Source organism: Mangrovibacterium diazotrophicum (assembly GCF_003610535.1).
Classification (GTDB): Bacteria; Bacteroidota; Bacteroidia; order Bacteroidales; family Prolixibacteraceae; genus Mangrovibacterium; species Mangrovibacterium diazotrophicum.
In genome coordinates, this window is the sequence record NZ_RAPN01000001.1 from 1 (window position 1) to 12,347 (window position 12,347).

The 12,347-nt window shown below is 44.4% G+C and carries 12 protein-coding genes; 2 read left to right on the forward strand and 10 right to left on the reverse strand.

The features are described from left to right. Positions 1–226: 226 nt before the first annotated feature. From BC643_RS00005 to BC643_RS00020, 4 genes are all read right to left on the reverse strand, one after another. Positions 227–1,225: a hypothetical protein gene (locus BC643_RS00005; RefSeq protein WP_120271133.1), complete on the reverse strand. Its 999-nt coding sequence runs from the start codon at positions 1,223–1,225 to the stop codon at positions 227–229. A 76-nt stretch (positions 1,226–1,301) separates the two neighbouring features. Next, on the reverse strand, positions 1,302–2,465 hold the full coding sequence (xerA, locus tag BC643_RS00010) for a site-specific tyrosine recombinase/integron integrase (protein ID WP_211337937.1): 1,164 nt from the start codon (positions 2,463–2,465) through the stop codon (positions 1,302–1,304). Between the two features lie 367 nt (positions 2,466–2,832). Further along, on the reverse strand, positions 2,833–3,567 hold the full coding sequence (locus tag BC643_RS00015; protein ID WP_120271134.1) for a hypothetical protein: 735 nt from the start codon (positions 3,565–3,567) through the stop codon (positions 2,833–2,835). Positions 3,568–3,778: 211 nt separating this feature from the next. After that, positions 3,779–5,308, reverse strand: coding sequence for a tetratricopeptide repeat protein (locus tag BC643_RS00020; RefSeq protein ID WP_120271135.1), 1,530 nt, complete (start codon positions 5,306–5,308; stop codon positions 3,779–3,781). A gap of 202 nt (positions 5,309–5,510) precedes the next feature. Here BC643_RS00020 and dinB point away from each other — a divergent pair, with 202 nt between their 5' ends. Continuing rightward, positions 5,511–6,584, forward strand: a complete 1,074-nt coding sequence (gene dinB, locus BC643_RS00025; RefSeq protein ID WP_120271136.1) for a DNA polymerase IV — start codon at positions 5,511–5,513, stop codon at positions 6,582–6,584. 136 nt (positions 6,585–6,720) lie between these two features. Here the strand turns inward: dinB and modC are convergent, their stop codons facing one another. The 6 genes from modC to BC643_RS00050 form a co-directional block, all read right to left on the reverse strand. Continuing rightward, on the reverse strand, positions 6,721–7,800 hold the full coding sequence (gene modC, locus BC643_RS00030; RefSeq protein WP_120271137.1) for a molybdenum ABC transporter ATP-binding protein: 1,080 nt from the start codon (positions 7,798–7,800) through the stop codon (positions 6,721–6,723). Beyond that, positions 7,797–8,489: a molybdate ABC transporter permease subunit gene (modB, locus tag BC643_RS00035; protein WP_120271138.1), complete on the reverse strand. Its 693-nt coding sequence runs from the start codon at positions 8,487–8,489 to the stop codon at positions 7,797–7,799. Before modB ends, modC begins: the two co-directional genes overlap by 4 nt. A 166-nt stretch (positions 8,490–8,655) precedes the next feature. Then, complete coding sequence (gene modA / locus BC643_RS00040; protein WP_120271139.1) at positions 8,656–9,450, reverse strand: molybdate ABC transporter substrate-binding protein; 795 nt, start codon at positions 9,448–9,450, stop codon at positions 8,656–8,658. A 118-nt stretch (positions 9,451–9,568) separates the two neighbouring features. Then, a complete protein-coding gene (locus BC643_RS00045; protein WP_120271140.1) occupies positions 9,569–10,753 on the reverse strand; it encodes a porin in 1,185 nt (394 codons plus the stop codon). A 12-nt stretch (positions 10,754–10,765) separates the two neighbouring features. Next, positions 10,766–10,903, reverse strand: coding sequence for a hypothetical protein (locus BC643_RS23340; protein ID WP_170154409.1), 138 nt, complete (start codon positions 10,901–10,903; stop codon positions 10,766–10,768). A gap of 67 nt (positions 10,904–10,970) precedes the next feature. Next, positions 10,971–11,321 (reverse strand): winged helix-turn-helix domain-containing protein, encoded by a 351-nt coding sequence (locus tag BC643_RS00050; protein WP_120271141.1) that lies wholly within the window; start codon positions 11,319–11,321, stop codon positions 10,971–10,973. Between the two features lie 412 nt (positions 11,322–11,733). On the opposite strand from BC643_RS00050, the gene BC643_RS00055 reads away from it, so the two are divergent. Next, positions 11,734–12,171: an ArsC/Spx/MgsR family protein gene (locus BC643_RS00055; protein WP_120271142.1), complete on the forward strand. Its 438-nt coding sequence runs from the start codon at positions 11,734–11,736 to the stop codon at positions 12,169–12,171. Positions 12,172–12,347 lie beyond the last annotated feature (176 nt).

A 12,347-nucleotide genomic window follows, 5' to 3' on the forward strand; every position in this document is an offset into this window, starting at 1 on the left:
TTTAAAATCTTGACTGTAACCTGTCAAGAAAAAACTGGTCAATAAAAAAAGTGTAAAAAGTTGTTTCATAGCGTTTTTATTATGCTGCATAACGGTGGTGGTATGAGGTCGTGGCGGTCAGACGAGAGTCTGAGTGTCCGACCGAAAATGAAGTTGGGACGAGATTCGACTTGTCGAATCGAGCCAAACCCAGCCATGCCTTATACCACGTGTTAGCAGTAGTTTTTTATCGTCTATATATTTTTTTGAGTTTTTCAAAACCATCTTTTTTTTCATTCATGATTAGTTCTCTATCATTAACATCCCACTTGCCATCACAAAAGAATGAGTAAAGCTTTGTTGCGTCCCACAGAACACTTCCAAACTGTCCTTTTAAGTTGGCTTTAAAATCGCTTTCTCGGTACTCATCATCTCTTCTTTCAAATTCTTCAATTAAATCCAAACAACGGATAATACCATCTATTACATTCTCCGATTTCTCTTGTCCCCATCCTGCATTATTAAAAGGCATTGTTGTATTTTTTGCCACAACTTTTCGGTGCGATAATTTTTCAATTACATATTCAAGGTACTTTGAAACCAAGTCTATTACTTCAAATAAATAATCTTTCTCTGCAATAAAAAATGACCCAATATTTTCGTTTAATACAATACGTTTGTCTCGGCTTAAAATTGGAAATAAATCTTGTTTAGATATTTCCCTGTTTTTATCAGTTTTAATATTCGAATTGTTATGCGCAATTGCATTTCTAACCTTTTGTATTTGTTTTATTTTTTGCCATATCTTTTCCGTTTCGTCCAGATTTAATTCTGCAACTACATTAAGATATTTTCGACTTTTCTCTATATAATTTCCACCTGCTAAATCATTTACTTTTATATTCGAAAATCCACGCCTATTATCAAGGTCACATAGACGTTTTAACCAACTTTCAAATAAACCATATATTGATAAGAGAAGAGGATTAAAATGATGTTTGGGGAAGATTTCATTGTATTTGTGGAATTCGTCATCAAAATAGAAATCAACATCTATCTCGGATTCATTTTCTGATTGAAGGTCTTTTAAAGCATCGTTATAGTTTTTCTCAGTTTCATTTTTTTTGTCATTTATATAGATGGAGATTTCCTCTATAAATGATTTTAGGTTATTCAATTCAAATTGAATTTTTTGCTTAGAAAGATTGAACATTGATGTACCTTTAAATAATCTTCTATCTATCATTTTTAGCTTCTTTTAAAATTACTGCTAACGTCTGTGTATATGACGGGTGTATTATATATCGCTTATAGGGTTCATGCTATAAGTCGTTGTTATTTTGTGTTTTATCTTTTAAAATCATGTCTAATGGACTTTTGATTTTTGCAAGAGATTTAGTGCTTACGTGGGTGTAAATCTCTGTTGTTTTGCTCGATTCATGTCCTAATATGGTTTGGATGTAACGGATATCAACGCCTTGTTCCAGCATGTGGGTGGCAAACGAATGCCGAAGCATATGTGGTGTTACCCGTTTCCGGATTCCTGCTTTCTCAACCGCAGCGTGTAAAATACGAGCAATACTTGTGGTACTGTATTTTGTTCTGCCTGGGCTTTCAAATAGCCAGTAATTTGGTTTTTCTTTTTGCATATAGCGCTGTAAAACGATGCCAATTGAATCGGATAAAAGACTTGTTCGGTCTTTCTTTCCTTTTGCTCCTCGAATATATAAAATATGTTTATCAAACTGGACATCCTGGATGCGTAAATTAATCAATTCGCTCCGTCTTAAGCCTGCCGAATAAATTGTACCAAGAATTGCTTTGTGCTTAATATTTTCAGTAGCTCGCAATATGGCCAATACCTCGTTTTCAGATAGTACTTTGGGTAAGTCAAAGCTTTTGCGAGGGCGTTCTATGTCGTAATATTCTCCTGGTCGTCCCAACACCTTTTCGTAATAAAATTTGATGGCATTAATCCGTTGGTTTTGTTGGCTGGCTGATATTCCTTTTTCACGGATTAGCCACAAAATATAGCGGTTAATCTGATCTTTAGTCACGTCCTTCAAATCAAACTTGTGGAACATGCTCGTGAAATCGCGCATGTAGCTGATATAAATTTTCTGCGTGTTCAAGCTATATCGCTTTTGTTCCAACATTTCCTGGTAGCCGGGGGGGACATCCACTTGTTGGCTCCTCTGGTTTTTGGCTTTTACCGTTGGAGGAGCGGAGGCTGAAGGTGGAGCAGGGGCTGGTATTTTCAATCCCTCGTAATCCACCCAGGCTTTTCCCCGGAAAGCCTCAAAAAACAAATGCAGATCAAAATGCTCTTGCGGTACATACCAGGCACTCATGCTTTGGCTCCAGCGCGCGTGGTCAATCATTTTCATCCGTTCAGCCAGTTCTGCGTCGTAAGCAAAATCAATCCGCACAACGGCTTGTTGTCTGTGGGTGGTATAGCTTAGTTTTATTTGACGCTGTTCGGGCATTCGGTTAGACTGGTTGTGATTTCCAAAGTACAAAATTTTGTAATTAGATTAATCGATTCGTGTAATTTGGCTTGGGTACAATCGTACTGTAGCAGGGACTCGAGTAGGGTTTTGCCGTAACCGAGTAAAGGTTTAGCCCTTTCGAGTAAGGTTTTAAGCTTTCCGAGTAAGGGTCGGAGTGAACCGAGTAGGGTTTTAGACGATCCGAGTAAAGGTTTGAGGCATTCGAGTACTACTCGGATGGGGTAAAATGCTACTCGGGCTGCGAAATTATTTACTCGTTCAGGCTATCAACTTACTCGCCTTGGTCGGTATCGAACTCGCAAAGCAAGAAACCCGCCTCGATAGCGGGTTTCTTAAGCTCGTGTCAGTTGGTTTCCGACTCGGTAGTTTCGGTTGCTTTTCTGCTGTTTTTTTTGCGCCAGAATGCACTACTGTAACCTTTCGCCCGGCGTTCGTCTTTCCAGAACAGGAATTTTCCGGCTTCGCGTATTTCGTCAACCAGGCTTTTCAGGTAGGTATAGGCTTGGTCTCGCAGGTACTTCGAGTCGCTTCCGCTGGTTTTGTTGCCGTTTACGATCGCCAATAACTCTGCCATCTCGTCGGAGAGGCTGGCGGCAGTGTCGAGCTTGGTCAGGTCAAAATTAATGGCCGCGAGTTGATCGGTATTCTTTTGTCCCAACACGGCCAGGTCGTTCAAATCCTGCACCATGTCGTCATGACCGGTTCCTGCTGCAATTTCATCCACCCGCGACAGCAGGCTGTCGGTTTTGCGGTAGGCATAGCGGAAGGTGTGCAGCAGTTCGTCGCGCAGGGTATAAGCAGCCGGTGCTTTTTCGTTCCAAATGTCTTGCGAGCGGCTTTCCTTGATCCACAACGATTGCGCTTCGCGACAGGCTCCGGCACGTACCGGAAGTTCTGCCAGTTGTTCGGCAGTAATTCCAATTGTGTTCAGCTTGGCCAGGTCGTCTGTGGCCCAGTGGTAGAGGTCTTCGGCTTCCTGAACATACACATCAATCGGGATCGTTGGTTCGTTGACTTGCTCCTGCGGAATGGATTGGATCGCTAATTTGCAGCTTTCAAAATTCTCTTTGTTGCTCATACTTTTAGAATTAGTTTGTGTTAGTTATGTCGTATCCAATTTATTACAAACCAATTAAGTTGTTGTTAACAGAATGAATGTTTTTGATGAGCGATACCTTTTACGTGACGAAAGGGGGTGTTTATCCGCATGAATGAAGCTTTTGTTCAATTTATTTGAGGGTGTTTTCGGATAGATTTGGAGTCAAATGGCTGTCTGATAGATGTTCCGGCTACCGGTTTGCCAGGAATTCCTGTTCGAGGGTATCGGCGATTTTGTTAGATTCACTTCCCAATATTCCCCGTGCTAGTTTGAGCGTTGCGGCTGCCCCTTCCTGGTCGCCATAATATATTTGGTAAATGGCAAACTGCAGCATAATGTCAACACCTTGCCGGTCGTTTCTGGCGGCATTGACTGCTTTCCCGATGTAGTCGAAAAACATGGTGATATTGCCCAGTTGGAAGAACAACTGGGCTTTCAATGCCAAAGCCTTGTAATTTTTACGATCGGCGGCAATGGCCGGTACAACATATTCCGAGGCCAGTTTGTAGTTCTCTTGGTGATAATAGTACGACGCCAGGATCAGGTAATCCTTAGATGACATGTAATCCGCTCCCAGTTGTTCGAATTTTTGTTCCATGCTCTTGAGAAGTTCGGTGGTGTCCTGTATAATGGCGTAGGCTGCGTTTAGCCCGCTGTAGCAGTTCGACGGATTAAAAGAGTCGTTGAGTTTTTTTATCGGAAAACTGGCAATGCCTTGTTTAAAGGATGAAATCGCCTGTTGGTAGTCGTTTTGCATTAGATATGTATAACCGAGTGCTTTAAGCGCGGAATATTCATTGAGTTTTTTCTGAGCGAGCGCTGCGCTGATTTCCTGCTGAATGGCGCTTATGCGCTGAAGCTCGTCGGGCGGGTATTCAAATCCGTTTCTGTAAACACTGCCTGTGTCACTGTTGCAGCTTCCCTTCATCAGTAGGAGGAAAGTATCTCCAAGAAGTACAGCGTTATGCAGTTGGTTGTTTTCCGCATATTTTACGGCGTATTTTCGGATGGGCTCATAGTCGTAAAAAGTTTCAAAACTGGTATCCCGGTAGGCGACTCGATTTTCGTTCTCGCGAATGATCAACTTCAATCTTTCAGTAAATGAAGTAAATATCAAATAGAGCATCGCGTATTGAGGAACAGGAGTACCTTGCTCTAACCAATAACCACATTCACGTCGAAGTCTTTTTATTTGACCCGACGCATAAAGGGCCGGGTAGTAGTAGGCAATAGCCAGCGAATCGGACGGATTGATGCTTAATGCTTTTTCAAAGTCGTGAAAAGAACTTTGGTCGCGTAGCATTATTTTTAGAAAGCCCCGAAAGGAATAGTATTTCGCACTGTCCTGATCAAGATACTTGATGTCCAGGTAATCGAATGCTTTCTGGAAATAGTTGGCAGCTGTTTTGGTGTCGTTGTTTTTTTGATAAAATGTTCCGAGTCCGAAATTAAACAGCGGATTCAGCGGATCATTTTTCAGTGAGTCGAGGAAGTTCGCCAGGAAGTGGTTATCATACACCTCTGTGTCCTTCATTGTCTGGAAGTTGGGTTGAACAGAATAATTACTTAAGCTAAACTCGAAGTCCGGCCAAATTTCAAAGAGTTGGTTCGCCAGGGCCAGCAGTTCCTGTCTTTGCAGGGGGGAAAGCGGTTCTGGTTGGGCTGTCACTTTAAAACTGCCAGCCAGAAAAATGAATGCGAGGAGAAGTTTTGTGCCCATGAGCTGATTTTTGGTCCGAGTTCAATGTTGGGGCGATTCAAATTCAGATTTAAGAGCGTATAGGTGTTGACACGGAGATGTTTACGTTTGTTGGGTGATAATGGTTTGTTTGCGGGAGGTTGGTGTTGCGAGTCCTCAGGTGCGTGTTGACGATTTCGCCAATCATCGCCTGCTATTGTCTGCGAAATGCTAATTTTACGGCATGCAGCAAGAGCAACGCAAAATCATTCACATCGACATGGACGCTTTTTATGCCTCGGTGGAACAGCGCGACAACCCGGCGTTGAAGGGGCAGCCTGTTGTGGTGGGCGGCGAGCGGGAGCGGGGAGTGATTGCGGCTGCCAGTTACGAAGCGCGGAAATACGGGGTACGTTCGGCCATGTCGTCGGCTTTGGCGCGGCGCAAATGTCCGAACCTGGTTTTCGTTCGCCCTCATTTCGACAAGTATAAAGAGGTGAGTCAGCAAATCCGCGAGATCTTTTTTGAATATACCGACCTGGTGGAGCCGCTGTCGTTGGACGAAGCTTTTCTGGATGTGACCCACGCCAAGAAGGGGAAACCGTCGGCCACACTGATTGCAAAAGAGATTAAAGCTCGTATCAAGGAAGTGACAAACCTGACCGCTTCGGCAGGGGTGTCGTATTGTAAGTTCCTGGCCAAGGTGGCTTCGGATGTGAACAAGCCCGACGGTATTTTCGTGATCACACCTGATAAGGCGGAAGAATTCCTGGAACAATTGGAGGTGAAGAAGTTCTTCGGAATTGGCCGGGTGACTGCCGAAAAGCTGAACAAGCAAGGAATCTACACCGGCGCCGATTTGAAAAAGATGAGCCAGCAAGAACTGGTGCGTCAATTTGGCAAGTCGGGGAGCTACTACTTCAACATTGTTCGGGGGCTAGACGACCGGCCTGTAATGCCATCGCGTGAGCGGAAATCGCTCGGTGCCGAAAACACCTTTTTTACCGATTACACCGAGACGGAGGATTTAAAAGCCCAGTTGCTGAAGATTGAGGACGAAGTTTGGCGACGCCTGCAACGCTCGCAAACTTACGGGCGCACGTTGACTTTGAAAATTAAATTTGCCGATTTTGAACAGATTACCCGAAGCCGAACACGCTTTGAGCTTTACCGCAGCAAGGAGAGTATTCACGAGGTAGCCATCGAATTGCTGATGAACGAAGCTCCCTTTGTGAAAGGAATCCGCCTGCTTGGACTCACGATCTCGAACTTCCCACACGAGGAAAAAGGCCCCGTGCAGTTGACGATTGAGTTTTAGAGGCGAGTTCCAAGATTCAAGATTCAAATTCCAAATAACAAATCCCAAACATCCTGAAGGTGAAAAGAGAGCTTTGTTGAGAACCGGATCATTTCAACCTTTTGGATTTGGTATTTCAAAGTTTGGAATTTTTCCTTTATCCTGCCACATCAATAGCTACCGACTTAAACAGGCACCAAACCATGTAGCCAACTTCAATGTCCATGCGCTTGGCCGATTCGGCGGTGATTTCAACGAGGAGCGGGAAGCCAACATCGACGATGCAAAGCCGTAGGTTTTCGCGTTCAATAATTTCGCGCACCACACCATCGAGCTGGTTTTGAATGGTAACGCTCGGCAGTCGTTTGGCCGACAGCGCAATGTCGTCGCTCGAAATAAAAATCTTGATTTGGTCGCCTTTGCAATAGTTCAGGCGGCTTTTTTCAATCACCACATTAATCCAGTTGTGACTGTCGCCGTAGCTAAGCTGGGTGATGCCGGTTTCCATATCAACGCGGCTCACCGTCATGCTGATGGCATTGATCAGGCTGTGGCGGCTGAAGATGTGTTGCAAATTGGGTTTCCGCACCAGCTCGTGATATTCGCCGTGCCCAATCACCCGTCCCGATTGCATCAGACAAATGTTATTGGTCAACTTCAGCAGGTCAGTAATGTCGTGACTGACCACCAGCATCGGTATTTTGAACGACTGGTGAATCTTCAGCAGAAAAGGCAATATTTGTTGCCGCAGGTTGGCATCGAGCGCAGAGAATGGTTCATCCAGCAACAGGATTTCGGGCGAGGAGAGGAGTGCTCTTCCCAACGCGGTTCGCTGTCGTTCGCCACCCGATATTTTAGCAGGTTTACTTTTCAGCAGATGGCCTAAATTCAGCATCGTGACGATCTTGTTGAACAGTCCGGAAGAGTCTTGCTTGGTCATTCCGTAGCGCAGGTTTTTCTCCACGCTGAGATGCGGGAAAAGTCGGCCTTCCTGGAAAACGTAACCAATTCGGCGCTTTTCAACCGGAATGTTCAGCTTCTCGTCTAGACTAAAAACTTTTTTCCCGTTGATGCTGATGCTGCCTTTTTCGGGTTTTGCCAATCCGCAAATCGAATTCATCAGCGATGTTTTTCCGGACCCGCTTGGACCAAAAATGCCGGTGATTCCCATGCCGAAAGTTTCGTTCACCAGTACGTCGAAATTATCGCGTTTCAGTTGAATGTTTACCTGGATCATGAGCGTTTCATTTTGCGGATGTATAATTCAGACAGGGCCATGGCAACAAAGGAGATCAGGACCGAGATCAATACCAGGCGGAGGGTTTCGCCTTCGCGACCCGGAACCTGCATGTAGGCGAAAACCGCGAGTGGCAGGGTTTGCGTTTCGCCGGCAATGTTTCCGGCAAAGGTTATGGTGGCACCAAATTCACCCAGCGACCGGGCAAAGGCAAGAATAGTTCCCGAGAGAATTCCGGGTGCAGCCAAGGGTACCGTGATTCGGAAAAAGGTTTTTAACCGCCCGATTCCGAGGATGCGGGAGGCATCTTCCAGACCGGGATCGACCATTTCGATGGCCGTACGGATTGAACGAACAATCAGCGGAAAAGAAACCACTACCGATGCTATAACGGCAGCCTCGAAGGTAAATGCCAGTTTCAGCCCAAATACTTCGAACAGCCATTTCCCGATGAATCCACGTGTGCCGAGAATCAGCAACAGGAGGTAGCCCGTGGTTACCGGAGGCATCACCAGTGGCAGGTGAATGAAGCTCTCCACGACGGCTTTTCCCGTAAATTGTTTACGGGCCAGGATGTAGCCCAGCAGCAGTGCAAAGGGCAGCGATATCAGCGACGAGTACACGGCAACCCCAATAGACAGCCGGATGGCTTCGAACTCGGAACCGGTGAAATGGAATAAATCGGACATACGTTGGCTGTTTTTTCGTTAAGATAGGATTTATCGGCTGCTTTTCGGTTGTTCGTTCCGAAAAAGAGAAAACGTAAAATTAGTATTAAAACCGCTTGTTCGCCGGGGCATACTAACCTTACGTTTTCGAACATGTAAAAACCCTGTGATGATAAAGAAAGATTATCTATTTGTTGAAGCCATATTTGGCCCAGATGGCTGCGCTGGCATCCGATTTAATGTATTCGTAAAAGGCTTTTGAGGCTGTGCTTTCTTTGAGCAGGCACGAAACATACACGATTGGTTTGTGCGATTTAGCCGGGAATGTACCAACAACTTTCACTTTGGCCGATTCTTCGGCGTCGGTGCGGTAAACAATTCCAAGCGGCGCTTCACCCAATTCAACCACCATTAAAGCCGAACGAACATCTTTTGCGGGTAAAAACGAGTCGCTCAGTTTCTCATACCAGCCATAATAGTCAAGCGATTGTTTGGCGTATTTCCCGGCGGGAACGTGCGATGGATCGCCGATTGAAAGACGACTGCCATTCAGCATCGACTGCAGGTCGAGCGTACTGTCCACCTCGAAGCTCTCAGTTGTACTTTCTTTGGGAGCCACAAACACGAGGTCGTTTAAAGCGATTTGATCTTTGTTGGGAGCAATCACATATCCCAGGCTGTCCACATAATCGGCCCAACGTTTGCTGGCCGAAATAAAGAGGTCGGGGGTTCCGCCCTGCTCGATCTGGCGAGCCAGTGTTCCGCTGGAAGCCATATTGGTGATCACTTTTACATTGTTGCTCACTGCAAACGAGTCGATCAACTCGGCCAAAACATTGGTAAGGCTTGCTGCTGCAAATACGGTAATTTCCGCCGGCGCTTCAGAGTCTGTTTTTTTTGCGCCTCCACTGCAGGATGTCATGACGACTGTTGCAACAATCAGGCTAAGAGCAACAATTCGGTTTATAAAGTTCGTTTTCATATTGCGTTGAATTTTTGAGTTTTAATTTTAAAATAATCAATAATCAATAATCAATAATCAATAATCAATAATCAATAATCAATAATCAATAATCAATAATCAATAATCAATAATCAATTTACAGTCTTACCTGCAGGGCCATTCCAATAAAGTTGCCTACGCTCGATGAGATTGATCCACCCTGATCTACATAGTGTAAAGATAACTTAAGCTTGTCTCGGTTTAGGTACCAGTTTACACCAATGTCGAAGGTTTTGTCGTCACCAATTTGTTTAAAGAGTGTTGAGCTACCTTCGCCTTCGTAGCTGTCGTAGGTGATAGTTGGCTCAACAAAAGTGCCTTTTACCGGGATGTTGTAGCCGCAGCGAATGAACCACTCAGTTCCGTCGAAGTCTTCCAGACCGGCTGCTTCACGTTTCATCTTGTAGTACTCACCCTCTACTTTCAATCCTCCTTTGGTTGCTGAAATATCTGCTCCGTAAGCTTTCGATTTGTCGAAGGCGGTGCCGCTTCCGTTGTCCACTTTCCCAATGGTAGCGCCGCCAAGACCGATTGTAACTCCGTTGCGGGCATTCCAGTGGTTACCGGCGTGCCGTACTTTGTAAGTCTTTTGCTCGGGATCGCCAATGGAGAACATCACACGGCCAGTTAACAGCGGGTTGGCATGTTCCGGTCCATTAAAAGCCGCCGGAGAAAACGCACCAACCTGGTAGTTAATTCCAAAACCGTCGAAGTTTTTCAATCCCCCAAACCCGATACCAGTCTCAATACCATTGCCTTTGCCTGTCATGAAATTACGTAAAAACCAGTCGGAGCGGGTTTTATCGAATGAAGATACGGACCACGGACTTGCCATATAGTCGAGGGAGATGGCAGCCCAGTAGTAACCGGCATGGAAATGCAATAAATCATCTTTGGAAAGTTTGGCCGTAATGAAGGCTTTCCAGACATCCAGTCCGCTGTACGAGCCTTTGATGGCCGCGTAGGGATCTTCTCCAATACGGTCCAGGTTGAATTCAATTTCGTAGCTCAGCCATTTGTAGGGCGATCCCTTGGCTCCAAAGCGCAAGCGACGGAGCGAAGCGCTTCCACGATCGGCGTAATCAACATCATCCTTTCCTGCGTCAGTGGTGTAGGTAAGCCAGCTCTCAACAGCGACGATGGGTGTAAAGGCCTTGTCCTTTTGAAATTCGGTAAACGTAAAAGTATTACTCTTCTCTTCCTGCGATTTGACTATTGTCGGGGTGATTGTTGACAGTAGTAATAACGCTATAGCAACTAAACTTTTTCCTGATCTTTTCATGGTAAATCTCAATTATGGTTTTTTCATTATAAATTGAAATGAATAACGATTGGCAAAAAAAACTCGTTGGGGTGCACCTGTCCATGCCCGTCCTTCGTCAAGTAGGGCGATTTCTTCTTTGTGTTTTCTGATGCCAATCAGGTTATTCATTGTTCTTTTGTTTGAATAACGGTTTTTAAAAAAATAGTCAACAAATTTTCTGCGATTGTCGACTGCGTTAAAATTTACAGAGCCACAAGGACTCGTCAACCTGGTCTTTAAATGCGTCGTGCTTTTCTACCAAAGCTTCAAATTCCCGGATGATTCGTTCTCCGTACCGGGTAACCATGGTGCCGCCTCCGTTTGAACCTCCTCGCTGCTTGACGATAACCGGAAGCGGCGAAAGTTCATTCATCGACTTGATGTAGTGCCAGGCTTGCTGATACGACATCTTGAGCTCCTTTGAAGCCGAATTGATCGAGCCTTTGTCTTTAATTAGCTTTAACAAGGCTATCCTTTTGGTGTCTAAAAAACACTCACCGCCTTTGTAAATTTCCAGTGAGCCGGTAACATTAAAAGGTCTTGTCATGATCGTTCAGTTTATAAAAATGATGCCAAAAAGTTTAGTTCGTTGTAATTTAAATATTTAGAGTGGAGTCTGAAAATGGATCCTACATTTTTGTCGGAGACTTTTAATTGAAATCGACAAAAATGTTTTGCCTATAAATTGATTTAATGCAGCCATTTTCTTCTCTCTTCATCCCAAATATGGAAGATTTTAGTTGATTTTCGAAGATTTGTGCTACTTCTTCCAGATTACCAATCGTAATTTTTGTCAAAAAGGATGTCGCAAGCAGCTTTTTTGCTTCTTATTCCTTGAAAGGAGAGAATATCCTACAAAAATGTAGTAATAATTATTTGTTTGTATGCTAATTATCTGTAAATAAGGATGTAATGTGGTGTGGAGAGACTTTTGTTGCAGTGTGTATAAACAGACGAATATGGCAACGATAGTATTTTTTGAAAAGACTGGGTGTATAAACAACACCAAACAGAAGAAAATTTTGGATTTGGCAGGGCATTACGTGCAAGCCGTCAATTTATTAAAACATCCGTGGACAGAAAATGAACTGCTTTCATTTTTCGACCAATTGGAAGTGAAGGATTGGTTCAATAGAAATGCACCGGCAATCACTGCGGGAGATGTCGTACCGGAAGATTTCGATCGGGAATCAGCGATTAAGGCTTTATTGAAAGAGCCAATTTTGATCAGACGGCCTTTGATGGTGATCGGAGAGAATCGTTTGGTCGGTTTTAATCCGGAAGAATTGGATCATTTGATTGGGATAAAAGCAGTAAAGCATGAAGAAGCTCAAAACTTACTGAGCCAGAATTTAAGTGTTTGTCCCCAGAAGGACCGCGGGTTGAGTTGCAATTAAAGAACCTTATATAAAAACAAAATGGGAGTTACTCGGTATGAATAGCTCCCATTCACTTCCACAGCTTAAAGCTGTTTCCGCGTCAGGCTACTGTTATTGCGGCTGGCTTCGAGTTCGACCGAAGTCTTGCTCCCTCGCCCTTGTCCTTCCCGTTAGGCGTGTTACGGCTTAACTTT